At 57.3% G+C, this 16,687-nt stretch carries 12 protein-coding genes; 8 read left to right on the top strand and 4 right to left on the bottom strand.

Features of this window, described 5'->3' with window-relative positions:
* Positions 1-11: 11 nt before the first annotated feature.
* From CV770_RS11455 to CV770_RS11440, 4 genes are all read left to right on the top strand, one after another.
* Positions 12-1,043 (top strand): LLM class flavin-dependent oxidoreductase, encoded by a 1,032-nt coding sequence (locus CV770_RS11455; protein ID WP_104462410.1) that lies wholly within the window; start codon positions 12-14, stop codon positions 1,041-1,043.
* 2,279 nt (positions 1,044-3,322) lie between these two features.
* The gene (locus CV770_RS11450) at positions 3,323-3,700 is read left to right on the top strand and encodes a NolY (protein WP_104462409.1); all 378 of its coding nucleotides are present in this window, start codon (positions 3,323-3,325) and stop codon (positions 3,698-3,700) included.
* 680 nt (positions 3,701-4,380) lie between these two features.
* Positions 4,381-4,626 carry a hypothetical protein gene (locus CV770_RS11445; protein WP_104462441.1) on the top strand — a complete coding sequence of 82 codons (246 nt, stop codon included), beginning with the start codon at positions 4,381-4,383 and terminating at the stop codon, positions 4,624-4,626.
* Positions 4,627-5,503: 877 nt separating this feature from the next.
* Positions 5,504-6,229: an outer membrane protein gene (locus tag CV770_RS11440; RefSeq protein ID WP_201759802.1), complete on the top strand. Its 726-nt coding sequence runs from the start codon at positions 5,504-5,506 to the stop codon at positions 6,227-6,229.
* A 352-nt stretch (positions 6,230-6,581) separates the two neighbouring features.
* Here the strand turns inward: CV770_RS11440 and CV770_RS11435 are convergent, their stop codons facing one another.
* Positions 6,582-7,307, bottom strand: a complete 726-nt coding sequence (locus CV770_RS11435) for a helix-turn-helix transcriptional regulator (protein ID WP_104462439.1) — start codon at positions 7,305-7,307, stop codon at positions 6,582-6,584.
* Positions 7,308-8,656: 1,349 nt separating this feature from the next.
* Between CV770_RS11435 and CV770_RS11430 the strand changes: the two genes are divergently transcribed.
* Positions 8,657-9,127, top strand: coding sequence for a sulfite exporter TauE/SafE family protein (locus tag CV770_RS11430; RefSeq protein ID WP_245453732.1), 471 nt, complete (start codon positions 8,657-8,659; stop codon positions 9,125-9,127).
* Positions 9,128-9,154: 27 nt separating this feature from the next.
* On the opposite strand, the gene CV770_RS43250 is transcribed toward CV770_RS11430, so the two are convergent.
* Entirely contained in the window at positions 9,155-9,439 is a 285-nt protein-coding gene (locus tag CV770_RS43250; RefSeq protein WP_245453731.1) for a hypothetical protein, read from the bottom strand.
* A 1,601-nt stretch (positions 9,440-11,040) separates the two neighbouring features.
* On the opposite strand from CV770_RS43250, the gene hemN reads away from it, so the two are divergent.
* Complete coding sequence (hemN, locus tag CV770_RS11425) at positions 11,041-12,378, top strand: oxygen-independent coproporphyrinogen III oxidase (RefSeq protein WP_104462408.1); 1,338 nt, start codon at positions 11,041-11,043, stop codon at positions 12,376-12,378.
* A 406-nt stretch (positions 12,379-12,784) separates the two neighbouring features.
* Here hemN and CV770_RS11420 read toward each other — a convergent pair whose 3' ends face one another.
* Positions 12,785-13,303: a hypothetical protein gene (locus tag CV770_RS11420; protein ID WP_104462407.1), complete on the bottom strand. Its 519-nt coding sequence runs from the start codon at positions 13,301-13,303 to the stop codon at positions 12,785-12,787.
* A gap of 102 nt (positions 13,304-13,405) precedes the next feature.
* Here CV770_RS11420 and CV770_RS42110 point away from each other — a divergent pair, with 102 nt between their 5' ends.
* Positions 13,406-13,702, top strand: coding sequence for a hypothetical protein (locus CV770_RS42110; RefSeq protein WP_161499986.1), 297 nt, complete (start codon positions 13,406-13,408; stop codon positions 13,700-13,702).
* Between the two features lie 270 nt (positions 13,703-13,972).
* Here CV770_RS42110 and CV770_RS11410 read toward each other — a convergent pair whose 3' ends face one another.
* Positions 13,973-14,155 (bottom strand): hypothetical protein, encoded by a 183-nt coding sequence (locus tag CV770_RS11410; protein WP_104462406.1) that lies wholly within the window; start codon positions 14,153-14,155, stop codon positions 13,973-13,975.
* 479 nt (positions 14,156-14,634) lie between these two features.
* Between CV770_RS11410 and CV770_RS11405 the strand changes: the two genes are divergently transcribed.
* Entirely contained in the window at positions 14,635-16,038 is a 1,404-nt protein-coding gene (locus tag CV770_RS11405) for a carbohydrate porin (RefSeq protein ID WP_245453730.1), read from the top strand.
* The last annotated feature ends 649 nt before the right edge of the window (positions 16,039-16,687 follow it).

The following is a 16,687-nucleotide window of genomic DNA, read 5'->3' as shown; positions in this document are numbered from 1 at the left end:
AGATTGATCGAGTGAAGAGTGGCATTCCTTCAAGATTAAGGTGCGGCATTTTCGACCATTTGGATGACGACGGCCGAGATGCCGCACGACAATATGAAGATCGTCTCAAGCTGATCGAGGTCTGCGACTCGCTCGGCTTCTACGCCTATCACCTGGCCGAACACCACTGCACACCTCATGGCAGGGGGCCCTCGCCGAACCTGTTTCTATCGAGCGTCGCGCAGCGCACCCGGCGATTACGCTTCGGTCCGCTCGTCCTGTTGCTCAACCTTTATCATCCATTGCGCGCGTTCGAGGAGATCTGCATGCTTGACCAATTGAGCGGCGGCAGGCTCGAGGTCGGGATAGGCCGCGGCTCACAGCCGATTGAATGGGGCTTCTTCGGCATCAGTGCAGACGCCGCACAAAGCCGTTATACGGAAGCCAGTGAAATCCTGAATATTGCGCTGAAGGGACATACGTTATCTTATCAGGGACGCCACTTTGAGTTGAGCGAGATACCCTTAACGTTGAGGCCTCATCAACGTCCATATCCGCCTACCTGGATCGCGAGCAATCGGGCTGAGTCGGCGCAGTGGGCCGCTGCAAATGGCGCCAATCTGGCGTGCATAGGCCCCGCCCGTGTTGTCCGGAACGTTACGGACGCCTACCGCTCCCATCGAGCCCACAATACAGCCGCATACGGCCGCGAGCCATTTCTCGGGCTGGCCCGCATGGTCGTGATTGCGAAGTCTGATCGGGACGCTCATGCGGCGGCCGAAACTGCGTATCGGCGATGGCTGGAAAGCTTTAAGTTCCTCTACGAGCTGAATGACATTCCGACACCGCCCGCCCTTCCGCTGACCTTTGATGCAGCACTTGAAAGCGAATTGTGCGTCGTTGGAACGCCAACTTCGGTCCGACAGCTCCTTCTTCAGCAGATGGAAGTGGCAGGTGCAAACTACTTGCTTTGCCAGGTTGCATTCGGAAACCTTCCGCTGGAGATTTCCCTGTACACCGCAACCGCAATCAAAGCTGAAATTCTCGATAGCTTTGGCGGATAATGTCCATTGGGCGATCGTATGCTTGGCAAGTAGACCGACGCGCTGAGGTTATCCGAAGTTGGTTGCGATTTTGGTTGTTGTTTGCCCTGGGCGCAAAGGCGATCGTCAGCCTCAATGGCAGCGATCAAGCCGTTGAGCTGATCTTCTTAACTCTGCTTTCGAAAGGAATTCTTCGCCGGCATGGGCGGAGCTGGCGGCGGTACCGTCTACGTCGGGAACGGCAAAGATTGTCGGGGTCGGCGCTGAAAACCTTCGCTATAGCGGCACCTACATCGAGCAAGGCGGCCGCATAAAGGGGACTGTCAACCTATATGCGCCAACCGGCGGAACGCTGGTAACGGGCGCTCAAGTACCGGCAGACTCCAGATGGAGCCTGACGCTCGATCGACCTGCTAACTTCTCAGATGGGAAGCCACAGGCGCTCATGGTTGAGGGTCGTCCGATACATTGTTAGGGAGAAAATCGGCGATATCTGACCGCCTGGCACTCGTATTTGGGGTCGAGCTTTGGCTTAGGGACTGTTTGCGAACGGCTTTCTCAATTCATCCGCGGCCGAACGCTCTTCGTCTGCTTCGATCTCGCGGGCCTCTTCAATGAAGGCCCGCGATTGCTCAGGCTCATCCTGCATCTGCGGGAGGCCGGACCTGGTCGGATAGTCGCCGACGAGACTCCATGACCTTCTCTTCGGCTAATGGGGATCGAGGAGTTTTTTTGGCACCTTCGTGACAACTGGAGTCCAATTTAGAGGCTCGCCAGCGATCCTCTCTCTCTTCTCAATCATGGCCGCCGGTCATCAACGAATCAGCAGGCGCCCTAAAAGGCGCATAAGACGACAGGAAAAAACTAACTGACCCGCTTTCGATGTAAGAGATGAGATTACGCGCGTGCGCGATCCACGAACTGGATGCATCCCATCAACACTTTCGATTTTACCAATTTCAGCCAAATACCCCATAAGTCGATAGCCGGTTTCCGGTAAGCACATTTCACGAATGTCGTGTGAGCAATGGACCCTTTTTGCTTTGAGCATAGTCGCAGGCCGATTCAAGGTTGTTGTGGCTGCATCGCCAACGACACCCATCAATCCTTGGAATCGACGCAGGTGCGGCGCAAATGCGGTCGGATGGCTAATCGCAACGTCTGGCGCGTAATCTATCGCGCTGGCGCCTCCCCCTTTGCAATCATACTAAGCCCCTCCAAGAAGATCGAATCTCACGCACACCGCTTGGCCAAGGTAAATGCGTGCGCTGCATAGAATTGGGGCGGGCGAACTGCCCTCTACATCGGTGCGGGCTGGACTTTTTGCCCTGACCAGGCGGGCGCCGCCGACAATCCGACGCTCTCGTGGCCTTCAAACAAAGCAGTGCGGTCAGCTATCTGACCACGCTAAGTGCAAGCCGCATATCCGCCGGCCACGACGAGGCACTGACGTCGATGGGTGTGATGAGACCAGCCTCGCGATCTTACTGCCCACCCCAGTACGTCGTGTGATCGTGGATTCTCACTCTGCTCGCGTCCTCAGTCTTCGTCGGCGGGCGGCTTCCACACCCATTTCCTACAGATTGAGGCCACTCTATCTCATTCTATGCGCCGGCGCGGTTCGGCCATATCCCGGCGCGGCTATCCCTTCTCAGCAATCCTTACATCACCATCGCAACGAGGGGGGGAGTTGCGCGATCTGCCGGTCTTGTCTCTTAGGGCGCCCACCTTCAAGGAGCCCATCCGCACCCTCACCGGGCCAAGTATCGCCTGTCAACGAATGCAGAGAGAAACCGCAGACGTATGTTATTTCTGGGTTGCCTTGCATGGGCTGCGAATTAATCTTCTGGCATGATGAGGAGACCGGTCTGGACCAGTTGACGGCGCGCCTTCAGCAACAGCTTCGTCCAGCGCCAAGCGCTCTTTACTGCATTCTGCCTGGCGAGGCCTCCGGTTGCGTCCGGATCGCTATGTCAGGCGGCAAGCAATCCGGCAGCGGTTCGGGCTGCACTTCTCGACTTGCCGTCATCAGCGGTGGGCCCGCTGGCTGGAGTCACAGCCACTGTCCGACGCGCTGGACCGGCTCGACGGTCGAATCAAACGACGGGCCATCTACAACGCAGTTCGCAGCGTTCTATAGTCGATTCCGGCTTTGCGGTCCTTCCGCGGCACTTGCCTGCCACCCTCTCCCTAAAGCGACCGTGCGTGCGCGCGCCGCGTCTGCCGTCTCGCGAACGGGAAAGCACGACACAACCGTTACTCAGCCTGCTGCCTGCATTCAACTACTTTGGAGCAACACCGTGGAACTTGACCCTGCCAATTCACGCTCAGAGAACCTCGAGGATCGCATTGACCTGCAACTGGACATCGTGGCCGCCCTCATACGCGAAGAAGGCAATGGGCTCGAAGCGATCCGACTGCTAAACGCCCTGACAAACCAAATGATTAGGGCGGAACTGGAGCTCGGCCAGCTCGGCGATACGAGAACCGGGGGCCGCGCCGGCGACCGGCAAACGACGCGACTATCGCGAGACCGTGGCGTTTACTACCCAGAAGACCTTCAGGTTCTGGGACGACTTCTCGATCAGGCCGTGGCCGCATTACCGGCAGAGCTCCGAACACCCGCCAACCAAATGAAGATCGCGAAACTAATTCTGTCACGTGCAGCAGCGGACTGAGATTTCATTTTTGGCTTTTTTTTTGCGGCTGTTGGTGCGCTTATCGAACTTTATCGCTGGGCTGAGTGCTACGGCCGTACGCACCAGAGATCGACGACTTGGCGTTTATGGGCTCACCGTCCCGTAAGCGCGCCGGTTCCGCTGGCTTTTCCCTATCACAACTGTTCGCCACCATGCTCGAAAGCTGGAGGCCGCGCAGGGTCGAGCAAAGGACAAGTGCCGGCGGACACATGGCAGAAAGCAAACAAGCAGTGGCTGGAAAACGCCACAGGCTTCCAGAAACGCTTCTTAGCTTGAGACTGCGAAAGGAGCCGAACGATCCATTCTACATCGATGTTCGGCTTTGCTCGTGATCGGCATGGGCCGATCTCCCGACTGTAGGAAGAAGAGCCCCAATTATTGACCGATACCGAGCAACAAGAGCACTTCGGCTACGAAGCCGCGCGAACAATGCGAGCTGGTTTCAACCGCCTCAGAATTATTCGAATTGCGCCTGGCAATAGGACATTTGGGGTCATCGTAACTTCAACAAACATCTATATTTTCATTGAAGCATCGAGAGCAGCTCGATGTCTGAGCGTACTGCGGTTCTGATGTCCTACTTGCTGGGACAAGCCACAGACTCTCGGTTTGCGTCTGCGAAGGTACTTCCTTGTATCAGGACGTCGTGGAGTGTTGAGATGGATCAATTGTTATCCGAGCAAGTGAAGATGCAAGATGCTATCGTGAGCGTCGCATTTGATAAAGCCTGGCGCTTTGTTGAGAAGGATCCGTTGCTGGCGCATAATCGCAAGACGGTCCTCCATAGCCGGTTATGCACTTTCCTTGAGTCTTCGATAAGGAAGGGGGAACGGAATACTTTGAATTTGGCTAACGAGGCGATACGCAGCTTGCGGGCTGAACTGGCACCGTCGACCGAGCAATAAGGCGCTTGAAGCTCTACTGCCATATGAGTTTGGCTTGTTAAGGCTCTTGGGCACCTTATGCCGCGGGAAAACAACAGGGGCAGAACGTGGTGGAGCAACCTTAATCCACTCATATTCAGCCCCGCCGAAGGCGAGCACGTTCGCGAAGACTGACGCCTATGCAGCTCTTCCGGTGACCCCAAACCAGTCACCTGGAACCCAGAGCAAGTCGGCGACGAGACGGGGCGGTCGCGCTAATATTCGCTGGCGCCAGCGAAAAGCCATACGGTTTCCTCTCCTGACCTTTGGCTCGGCACGAGCTTGCGCAAAGTTCAAGAAAGAGCCTCGTCAAGCACAGCCGCATCGGCTCTTTGACATCCGTCGATCGACGTCAAGGTTGAGGAACATCGTGCTACACTTGCGATAGGTCCTGAGCGAAGCGATCCAGGCCTGAGATCGATCATCGACGCATCGCTCACGATTGCAAGCAGCACGACCGTTCTGCCGGAAGAATGAGCTTGCGCGCACGAGACGCGTCCTCGATCAACGGTCTTCATTTGCCGAACTCTCTGAAAAGCGAGTATGCACGGGACGTGTTGGCGCAGCCTGGCTTTGTCACTAGTCAGCGACAGAGGGAGCCAAACAGCTCGCAGCATTGCCTCCCGTCACTGGCCATCACGAACGGATCGTATTAAAGGAGCATCTGCGCGAAGGACCAGTGTCGGGCCCCAGCATTGCGGTCGAGGCCGTGCATGGCAAGTTGCGCGCTCCACAATCTGACGCAGCGTGCGATTGGACCCATTTCTTTCGAAAACATGTTGTGCGGCAGTTACAGCAATTCGCGTTCATATTGTTAAACGCACGGCGCCGGGGGGCACCGAAAGGAAACGACACTCGAATGAAAAAGATTCTGATTCTGACCGCAAGCATCGGCGCACTCGGTGCCGCCGCTCCCTCATTCGGCGCGGACTTGGCGGAGCAACCTGTCAAGGTCAAGGCGGTAGCACCGCCGGTCGCAGCCCCGATCATCGATTGGTCCGGCTACTATATCGGCGTCAATGGTGGCTGGGGAACGAGCCACAATTGCTGGGATTTCAATGGCGTCACTCCCGAGGGCTGCCATAATTCGACTGGCGGGACCATTGGCGGCCAGATTGGCCATCGTTGGCAGATCTTCAACATGGTCTACGGCATCGAAGGTCAGGGCAACTGGGCCGACTTCAGCGGCTCCAATGTCAGCACCGCCTTTCCGGCAAACACCGTTGGCACCACGACAGACGCATTCGGTCTACTCACGGGGCATATCGGCTACGCGTTCAATGCCGTCCTACTTTACGGAAAGGGTGGCGCTGCGGTGACCAGCAACACCTATCACCTCAACTCGGTAGCTCCGGGCACCGAGCTTGCCAACAGCAATGATGTGCGTTGGGGTGGCGTGCTGGGGGCCGGTGCCGAATTCAGCCTCACGCCGAACTGGTCAGCTGGCGTCGAGTATAACCATTTGTTCATGCAGCGGAGCAACATAAACTTCCCAGCCGCGCTTGGCGCGGATCGCGTCCACCAGGACGTTGATCTCATTACGGCACGGCTCAATTACAAGTTTGGCTCGCCCTTTGCCAAATAGAGACCTCCTCGCGGTTGCGTGAATCGGAACCCCGACTCCCGGTCGGGGTTCTTTCCTCAGTTGCTCCTCTCCCTGCCGGCCACCAATCCAGTTCTGAAGCACCAGGTGCGCTCGTCTGGGCAATGGATCCACAGGCTGGGTGGTGTGTGGCCGAGATGCTCACCACACTGGGGCAACAGGTCGGTCGGTTCGACAATTCATCGATCTCATGAAGCCCCATAACCTCACGCAGCGTGAGATAGCGGACTTGTTCCAAGGAGCGTCGTATCTGCGAGCTCGCCGAAGGCGCCACGCTCAACATGCCAGAAGCTGGAAGCCCACGATTTGGCTGTTAGTGCCCCGTTCTCACAATTCAAAGAACATGGAGGCGAATAGCGATAGCGACTGCTTGAATTCGGCTGGTCGCACCCAACTTGCGCGTCGCATTCTTGACATGAAAGTTGACTGTATTGTCGCTGATTCCCAGTATCTTCCCAATTTCCCATGACGATTTCCCCTCTGCCACCCACCGCATGCAACTGATCTCCCGTTTCGATAATGCCACTTTTCTTTCGCAACCATTTTCGCAGGGGCGGGCGATGTCGCCATAGGCGGTGTGAAACTGCCAGGCCAGCGCGTTGAGATGCCCGATTCGATTCTGAGGATCAGCATCGTCGAACGCAGATGCAAACGACACCACAGATATCCGACCCAACGGGCCAAACAACGGCACGCTCATGCCATGCTTCAGCCCGGCCTCTCTCGCCTCGTCCAATACGCGTCGTTCGTCCGGTTGAAGCTGATAGTGGTCGGCGAGTTGATCCCACAAAAACGGCCGCGAAAGCATCGGCGTCCGCCGGAGCACCGGATCGATAGTATGGTACTTGCGTTTGAAATATCGGTCGCACCAGTCTGGCGGCCACTTCACAGCCACAGTCGGCGGCGGATACTCCGCCAGCCGAAGTGGCTCAACGAAGTTGAGAGCGCCGTATGCGACTTCACTGAAGCCTTCGTTGGTGGCACAGCCTACAAGAAGCTCGAATAGCGCTCTGAGCGAATGAGTCTGGTTCGCGCATTCGGTGAAGCTAAAGAGGTCCATGATAGGCGCTTCAGTATGACGATCGAGCTCCCCGTCATCGTGTTCGATTGCGCTTGTTTCAGGCGGAGCCAAATTCCAGTCCATGAGCTGAACTCGAGTTTTAGTTATTCGTGCAGTCTGAGCGCTCGCGCTGTGCCGGGCGCCATTCGCAGTATTCGTTGACCTGCCGCCGAAAGCGCGGGCATAATCGCATCAAACACTGGAGATAGCGCCATCATCCTGCCTCCGAGGCTGAGCGGAAGGGATCGGTCCAGTTCGCCGATAAGCGCACTGGCCAAATCGGAGATCATCGCCCATCATCCGTGTTGAAGGATTGTGCCACCGACACGAACCCAACGGTGTCCCGTTTGATGATGTCGGCACCGATAGAAAATCCGCTGTCCTGGACTGAGCTTCCAAACAGCTCTAGCGCTAGAGGCTTGGCTCTGTTGAGCTTGCATGGCGAGAAAACGCAGCCGAACGCCGCTTTGGTTTGTCTCGAGGCCGAGCACGACGAGATCCATGGCTCTGATCTGCGCGATACAGCTAAGCTCGACCGGTTGGCGGCGCGGGGGGCTCGACGAGCGTCCTGTCAGCATCCATTCTCCTTAGAGACGAAGACAACAGGAGAGTCATGTCTTTTCCCAATCTTGCGAATTGCCATCGCTAACCGTTCGCCGATTCTCCGCCGTGCGACGGCGCCCGGGACGCGATCGATGAGCAACACGGAACAGTCGAGGCAGAAGCCGTACTCCTCGCATCATTGTGCGGCGTCTCATCGAATCCGTCCGGTAGGCTTGGCGCAAACGTGCCGAAAGGGGCCACCTTAAAGGCCTAACGAGAGATACTCGTAACCGCGAGATCTGCTTGATGCGGAGGACACTTTGCATGCGCTTCTCCAGCAGTGAGAGGACCCGCCGCCAGACTAGCAAGTGTCATACCATCTGTTGATTTCAGCAAAATCAAACGTCGCAGAACGGGTTTCGAACGCCCACGGTTGGTCGCGACGTAGGAGCGTCGAAGCATTTATGACATCCGGAGGAAAGGCGACAGCACCATTGCGAGGCGCGGCACGAGGTGAGCTACAGCAAGAAATACAGCTCACCTCGGCGGCCCCCTCGAGGGCCGCCCCCCTTAAGGCCCAAACGCAGCCCTATTGCGGCCCAGTCAAGTACCAAGTCCGGCAATTGATGGGACGGTCCAAACACAGCACTCGTTAAGGAACTTGAACTGACTGCACCTCCGGCCAGCGCTTCCGGCGAAGCTCTTAGATCGTCCCAAGCAGAAACACAGTTAGATCGCACCTGATGCACGAAATCATGATGGGCTCGGTGGAAGACGGCGAAGACCATCGCCAAGGTCGGTGAAGCATGGCTACTCTGCTCTTCGCGATCATCTCACTGCTCTATGCGAGCGTTGGCCAGGCAGGTGGCACTGCATTCGTCTCGCTAATGGCATTTTTGGGTATGTCATCGACGGAGATGCGCCCGACGGCGCTTGGTCTCAACATTGTCGTCGCGACTTACTCTACGTGGCTCTTCAACCGCAACAAGGTCGTTGACTGGGCAATCCTGCGCCCGCTTCTCTTTTCGTCGGTCCCAGCGTCGCTTGCCGGTGGCTTGATTGTGCTCGAAGACCACATGTACAAGACGCTGACCGGGCTTGTTCTTCTTCTGACGAGCGCAATGATGATCATGCAGCGGAGACGAGCTGCCGATCGTCTTTGCGAAACTTCGCTCACGGCAAGCGTGAGCATTGGCGCGGCCCTTGGCCTGATTTCCGGCCTGACCGGCGTGGGCGGCGGAGTGTTCCTCGCGCCGACGCTCATCACACTGAATTAGGCATCACCGAAGCAGACCGTCGCGTTATCACCGCCTTTTATTCTGGCCAATTCCACAGTCTGCTTCGTCGGAGCTCTTTTCGGCGGCCAATTTCCCTCTCCGGATTTGGCTCTTTACGCTATCTCCGCGCTGGCGGGTGCGGTCGCTGGAACGGTAGTCAGCCTGAACTACCTGAACCCGGCAGGCATCAGATTTATCCTCGCTGCGGTTATACTCGTTGCCGGCATCCAGTTGGTTCTCGCTTGAAAGTCTCAACTCCCATTTTCGTGGGATCGGCAGGAGATCCAGCACGGTCAGATCGGGGTGCAACATGACGGAGGCCGCGGCTTAAGTCCGGTCGGCGCCTTGCCTAACTCTAAAGCCGACAACGCGACCACGAAAAGCTGTCGGGTCGAGCGACGATGGGGCGGATCACCTCGTGCATCCCAGCTGATCGCCATGAGCCGAGCGGTCCGTACCTAGTCACATCCCGTTCGCGCTTCCAATTTGGCGGGAGGGTCAATGTTGGCTGGGCGCACGAGCGGGATGAGGCGCTCCTCCAACTCGTCTGTGGCTTGCGCGGCCCTCTAGGGCCACGAAGCCGTCAAAATGTCGCGCGTGCTGCCTTTGAAATCGGCCGCGCCAAAATAGCATCCTTTTACCGGCCCCCGATGAGTTCGATGCCTTCGGCGTTGTACAACAGAAGCTGGGTGGAGTGCCCACTTTCGACCGATCCAGCTGTTTGGCGGCAATCTCCTTGAGGCCTGGCTAGGCTCAGCTCTCATTCGCGCGAGACACGAGCTTCAGGTTCGATTGGCCTACCGAACCACAAACTTCCTCGATCCATTGTGAATGGACTGAAATACCAGGATGCGAAGGTTAATTTCATGCACTGAACAGGCGCAAGATCTCCCAGCCGGCTCCTGCACGGAAGGCTCCAGCTCGCAGCCGAGAACATATGACGGGATGGTCGACGCCTGACCATGCGGTCTATGTGAAACTGAGAGCTGCGATCGCATCGCTGCGACGCCAATGAAGGCTAACGGAATAGATATGCGGGATCTGGCAGGGATCGATAGCTCCAAAGCCGATGTAAAATGAAAATAACCCAGTTGATGAACAAGAGTAGAAACTATTGCAGATAGTGTCTCGTCCGATGCATCCGGCCGGACTTCGCTTTGCCATCAGCAAGACGTCCAAAGCCGTTGTGAGTTGGTGAGCTGCATTAGACAGCGACGAGGCCGCCGAACCAAGGCGCCCCGACGCACTTCGCCGGGGGGGCTGAAGTGCGCTGGGGTCGCCCCACATCATCAGTACATCCGTGATGATGCTTGTGGCAATGAGACAACCAGCGTGGCGGAATTGAGGCTTATGCGTTCGATACTAGGGATTAGGAATTGTTATCGTCTACTGCGCTAAAACGATATGAATCGCACGTCGCGTCACGTTGTGCTCTTGCGCTCCTCGCGCTCCCATCTGGCAAGCAACTTATCTTCCGTGTCACGCCGGCCCGACGGAGGCATCCTTCGAACTCTGTGAGCAACCAATCGGCTTTGCTTGAAAAACCGGTTTGAAGATCCAGAAGCTCAGCTGCTCATGGTGAGACCTACAAGTCTCTGTTTTCGTCGCAAAAACAACTGGCCACCAGCGAATGCGAACCGACGTGCCCTCGGATGAGCGATTGATCGTTCGCGCCGGCTCGTCGGGCACGTCTAGCCGCTTCAACCGTGCTCGCACGAGAAGATTCTTACCTAAACGTCCAGATAATCGCCAACGAGCGGCTCTCACTCCCTGCTCTGCCCTAAGCCGCGTTGGCAGTAACATCGAAAACGGGACCAGATCTCAGAAACTACTAGCCGGGTTTGACATAACGCAAAGACACAAGAGAGGCCATCGGTTAGCTTCATGCTGTTTTAGCATGGGAAAGTTAAGCCTTGCAGACCTCCCTTCTAAACAAGTATGGCGATGCTCGCCTGCCTTGGTACACCATCTATCCAACCGTACCGGATTTCTCCGCGATGGTCGGTGCCAAGACTTGTGAGACATGGCTGAGGCGGCTGCCGCCCGACGAGCCCGTATCGCTCTACATCCACGTTCCGTTCTGTCGCTCTATATGTTGGTATTGCGGCTTCCCTACAAGCCTCACTGGCGGCGAGCGACCGGTTCGCAATTATTTGGCGGCAGTGCGGGACGAGATAGGCTTGGTCGCAGAGCAAGTGCCGCGCGCTCTGCCGGTGCGCGACGTGCATTTCGGCGGCGGGACGCCGACCACCATTGCACCGAGCGATTTTCTCGCCTTGATGGAACTCCTGCGCCACTGCTTTGCATTCAGCAAATCAGCTACCATCGCCATAGAAATTGATCCGCGTGGGGTCACGGCCGAAATGGTCGAAATGTTACAAGCGGCCGGAATCAGCCGCGCGAGCATCGGCGTGCAAAGCTTCGATCCGGTGGTTCAAAGGTCGGTCAACCGCGTGCAGAGCGAGGTGCTGACAGCTTCGGTCGTCGAAAGTCTACGCCAGCATGGCATAAGCCGCATCAATTTCGACCTTCTCTTCGGACTGCCGCATCAGACGGTGCAGACCTGCGTGGACTCCGCGCGGACGGCTCTGGCCATGCGGCCAGACCGGCTCGCGGTTTTCGGCTATGCTCACGTCCCCTCCTATATGAAACGTCAGCGCCAAATCGATGAGACGGCGTTGCCCGATAATGTCGCCCGCGCTGAGCAAGCCGCGGCTATTGCAGATACGCTGGTCTCGGCCGGCTACCGCCAGATCGGGCTCGACCATTTCGCCCTGCCCAATGACGAGCTCGCGCTGGCCCAGAAAGCTGGTCGGCTGCGCCGCAACTCCCTGGGCTATTCGGCTGATACCTGCAAAACCGTGATCGGCTTAGGTCCGTCAGCCATCGGCCGTCTGCGTGACGGTTACGTCCAGAACGAGATCGCAACCGCTTCCTATCACCAACACATTCAGGCTGGCCGTCTGGCAATTTCAAAAGGCTACTGTCTCACCGCCGAAGATCGCCTCCGCGCCGCGATCATCGAGCGTTTGATGTGCGATTTGCAGGCCGACGTACCAGCGATCTGTGCTGCTCACGGATTTGATCCGTTTCCTCTTCTCAATTCGGCCGAGCGCCTGGGAATGCTTGCCGAAGACGGGATAGTGGAGATTGAAGAGGGATTCATTCGGGTCAAGCAGGAGCACCGGTTTGTCATTCGCGCTGTTGCTGCCGCGTTCGACACTTATCTCGACCGCATCCCAATTAACTAAGCCACGCATGTGAGCAGACCCCAGAGCTCTAAGCTCTTTGCGAGGCAGCGATCGGAAGAAGCGCCTCGGGACAGGCTGATTTCGAAGAAGCAGCGGCGGTGTGATGACACGAGCTTTCAGGTATAGTCTCAGAACTGGCGAGGGCTGATTAAAAAGGGAGCTGATCGCAAGGAGAGGCGCAGCGCGCTCAGCCGCTCAGGGCCACGCCTCGATCATGCGGAAAGTGCTCCGCCCCGCCTCCCCCCGGAGCACTCTCGATGATAGTGACGGCCTCAGTGACATGCCGCTGGAGACGACGGCGCCCGCACAAGCTCGGGTATTTTACGGCCGGAGGCAGCTTTGCGAAGCTACGGTCCACCTCATCGAGCACAGTTGGAGACTCGACACGCCTGCAGCGTCTCAGACCTCAAGGCTCGGCTGCCTTCGGTCCGGCGATCACTGGCGCGCCTCCGACGGAAACAGGTGCCTGTGGTTTGGACCGCCCGAAGCGTTTCCTGACGACGCTCGAAACCGCCCGGGCTGGCGCCGAAGGAGGCTCGGAAGCAGCAGAAGGGACAGGTGTTAAACTCTGCAGCGAATCGATCCGCGAAGTCAGCATGGTGATCTGATCCAGGATCCCTTTGAGGTCATCCCGCTGGGCATTGATCCGGCTGTTGAGTAATGCGATCTCATCGCCAGTTTTCTGCTGTGCCCAGTTCATCTCAAACAAGGCTGCTCTGTCCTCCAGTGAGAGGCTCATCGTTGAAGCGACGTCCCGGGCTTCCGGCGTCTCGACAAACGCTTCAAGGTGAGCCCAAAGCCAGACGCCAGCAGCACACGAGCTGACGAGGACAAGCGGGAGCGCCAAAATCGGGAGAATTCGTCTTGACGGCCCGCGCAAGAGCGGCCGCAAGTCTGAAGCGGCCGCTTGATCAATCAAGTCCATTGTCCCTCGCCTAAGATCCCATCCAGCAGGCTTGTTTTGTCGACGCCATAGGCTGCGATGCTCACGCGCTCCAGGAGCTACGAGCGTCGAGGATAATCAATCTTGCCGAGCTTCCCGATCGGCTACCCTGCTCCTATGAAGCGCTACTTCTTGAGGAACGCAACGCGACAATTTGCGCGCGTCCTCCATGGTAGCGTCACCAGCGAGCAACGGTACTCATCTTCGCTGGCGATGGCGCAGCATTTTTTCACCATTCAGAAGAACCCTGGAGATTTTCTTACCCACGGCACGAATGCACACCGTTCACTCGTTCCTGAAGTGTGTTCGATGGAGCCCCCCTCACGGCTTGCCGAGACCAGCAACTTCCTCTGGGACTCGCCACGTAACCGCAACGGCTGATCGGCCGAACGGCAATGGCCGATTGGACCGGCAACCATTGCACCTGATCAACTACCAATTCCGGCAGGTTGTTCGAGATGACGGGCTCGTGGCAAGCGTGACCAACGAACGCCGCGCACGTCAAGGATTCGGATGCAAGAAAGGTTGTGCCGCGCTCACGGCAGCCAGCAACTGTTCGCCGATTCCCGCCAAAGCCGCTCAATGGTCGATTCCTCCGGTCTCCTGGGCCGTCACGTTGGATGTTGTGGTGAGGTTGCCGCGCGCGCAACTTCAAGCCTGGAGATTGTCTCGTGTTTCGCTGACAACGATACCGCTAAAGTGCTTCGTGAATCCAAGCCTCTTGCACGGCGAGCCTTGCTTTCCGGTAGCTGCCGTTTCGTCCAGAATGCCGCCTTCGATGCAGATGCGCGACACCGCCAGACCCGCCTGACCCACAGTGAGCAGGGCGGACATTCGCAATGTTTGGTGGCCAGGACAGCATGCCCTCGCGCGCTCATCGTGAGCATTTGCCGAGGCAGCGCCCTTCTCTGGCTCTCGGCGCACCGGCGTTATGCACCAGCAGAGTTTCGGACCAGATCATCATCGCGCTGGGGGCTGAGAGGTTCAGCAAGCCTGAGTGGTCCTCTTCGGATGGATCGTGTTCTGGCTCGTCCCCCTCGCCCTCGGACGCGAAAACGTCGGGAGCTCACTCTGGGCCAATCAGGCGCAGTTCAACCTATTCATGGCCAGCAGACGTGGACCCGAAGTACGCCATGCGTGATTGCCTTCTTACGACGACCTCGCCTCGGACATACTCGGCTACGGCAGCACTTTCTTTCAATTTCAGACCCAGGGGAACGCAATCTGCGCTTGTTATCGCATTTTCGCTAGCGGCTTGTCTGGTCGGCAATTCCGTACTGGGACAAACCGCGAGCGGACTTGATCCTAGTTCTATGGATCAGGCCAGCAAAAGAGGAAAGACCTCCGATCGGGCCGCAAGGCTCCGGATCGACCTGATCCGTCAGGCAATCCGCCCTCCTGCTCCGGCGCCAGCAGCAGGTCCCGGAGCGCCTTTTGAGAAGCGCGGCAATACGGGCAGGGGTGCCCAGACGAGACCGCAAAAGACGATCGATCCCTTCGAAAGGTACGACAAGCTGCGTGAAAAAGGGTTGTGGTTCAACATACCTGGCCCTGCGGACACGATTGGTCAGGACAATGACGGCGTTAGATCGGCGCTGGCAGATGTCGGCATCGGCTACATCGGCTGGACGCACAACAGCTTTGTAAACAACCAGCTGCCGAATGCGGCCAGAAGCACTATCGCAAACCAGCTTTATATGGGCCAGAACCCGACCTTCGCATCGGCAAACTTCATGATCGTCACCTACGATCTCAGCCGGTTTGGCATTGCCGACGGACAGATTGTCGTAGGAGCCGAGCAGCAATACTGGACGTGGGATCGACCGGGACCAGATCGAGCGGGAATCAATACGCTCGCCTACTACCAGACTTTCTTCGACAGAACGTTAGAACTCAAACTTGGCTACCTCAGAAATCAAAATGAGTTCACCGGCACATTGTTTGGAGGGATTACAGGATCGAACATGTCTGCCTTGTTCCAGGGAGGGATGAGCACCAATGCTGCGCCGACGCCGGCGGTTAACTTGAAGTACAATTTTGACGATCGCTTTTACAACAAGGTCTCCGTCCAGCGCTCAATCAGTCCAGATGGTGCCTATGCCCACATAACCGAGAATCCCACCGGCTTGAACTGGAGCACGGCCAATGCGGGCATCCTTCTCGTTGACGAAGCCGGCTACAAGAGCAAGGCTGCTGCAGGCGTACCCGACACGTGGCTGCGGGCGGGCGTTGGTTTGAACAATAGCCGCTACACGAATTTGGCGGATCCCAAGCAACAAAGGGAGAGCGGGAACCATTTTCACTACATCGCTGCGGACAGGCAGCTCTGGCAGATTGACGCGAGTGGGACGCCGTCTCGCGGCATCTATGGCGGCTTCTCCATCATGGGAGCTCCGCCGATCCTCAACAAGATCAGCCAATATTACGAGCTTCGTCTTTATGCGAAAGGGCCCTTTGATAGCCGGCCCAGTGATCTGATTGCACTCGTTGCTAGCAAGACGAGCTGGAGCAACTTTGCGGTGGATGCTGCCCTGGCTAAAGGCCAGCTTGCGCATCGTGATACCACGGCAATCACCGGAACATATACCGCCCATCTTGCTCCGGGAATATATGCAGGCGTGGGATTATCATACGTTCATAACCCCACAAGCATCACGCACACGCCCCAAACTGAACACGCACTGAATGTGTTAGTGTCTACTTTGATATTCTTCTGATCATGGCAATCGCTCTTCTGCTCCCACCTGCTCGTGACGCATGGGACCTGAGCTTCGCCATCTCTTTGAAAGGATCGGCCGCATCTGCGCCAGACGAGCCGGTTAGGTCGGATATGAGGCGCCAGCTAAAAGGATTATGGAAAAGGACGTCGTTAGTTCTCCAGGCAAATTGGGCGGATTGTTAAGGAGAAGATGTCGGAGCGCCGTCATTTCCGAGGTTGGCCAGCGCGAATAACCTCCCGTACGGAACCATGGCCAGGTCAGGTTCTCGAAAGCTTGCCCGACTAGGCAGACCTGTTCAGGGATCCTGGAGTGAGGTTGGCGTGGACCCGCAAAATTTTGACCCGTTTAACGTGCCAGCTCGGTCGCAGGTGCAGCACGACGTCTCGCAAGAGCCGCAGACAAGCCAGGCCGGACAAGATGGCTTTGAGCAGCACTTGGGTGAGGCGAGGCAGGCCGAACCCACTCCCGTCGGCGCTGGAGGCTCCTATCCACATCTATCTACAGAAGACCGGGACCTTATCGACAGGGCGATTGCTCAATATACGGCTCAGAACAACCCACAACCGAACACGGCCAAGCTCTATACTCAGGCACTTAGTCGACTGGCGAATGACCTCCGCGCCCGTGGCCAAACGACTAAGGGACC

The sequence above is a fragment of the Bradyrhizobium sp. AC87j1 genome, assembly GCF_002936975.1.
Lineage (GTDB): Bacteria > Pseudomonadota > Alphaproteobacteria > Rhizobiales > Xanthobacteraceae > Bradyrhizobium > Bradyrhizobium shewense.
The sequence above is the reverse complement of the archived record's forward strand: the minus strand, read 5'-3'. Positions and strand labels throughout refer to the sequence as shown.

Coding starts and splice junctions, on each gene's coding strand:
- CV770_RS11435 (WP_104462439.1), bottom strand. CDS start 7,307: ATGGACCTCTTTAGCTTCACCGAATGCGCGAACCAGACTCATTCGCTC.
- CV770_RS43250 (WP_245453731.1), bottom strand. CDS start 9,439: ATGTTGCACCCCGATCTGACCGTGCTGGATCTCCTGCCGATCCCACGA.
- CV770_RS11420 (WP_104462407.1), bottom strand. CDS start 13,303: ATGGACTTGATTGATCAAGCGGCCGCTTCAGACTTGCGGCCGCTCTTG.
- CV770_RS11410 (WP_104462406.1), bottom strand. CDS start 14,155: ATGTCCGCCCTGCTCACTGTGGGTCAGGCGGGTCTGGCGGTGTCGCGC.
- CV770_RS11445 (WP_104462441.1), top strand. CDS start 4,381: ATGGATCAATTGTTATCCGAGCAAGTGAAGATGCAAGATGCTATCGTG.
- CV770_RS11440 (WP_201759802.1), top strand. CDS start 5,504: ATGAAAAAGATTCTGATTCTGACCGCAAGCATCGGCGCACTCGGTGCC.
- CV770_RS11405 (WP_245453730.1), top strand. CDS start 14,635: ATGGATCAGGCCAGCAAAAGAGGAAAGACCTCCGATCGGGCCGCAAGG.
- CV770_RS11430 (WP_245453732.1), top strand. CDS start 8,657: ATGGCTACTCTGCTCTTCGCGATCATCTCACTGCTCTATGCGAGCGTT.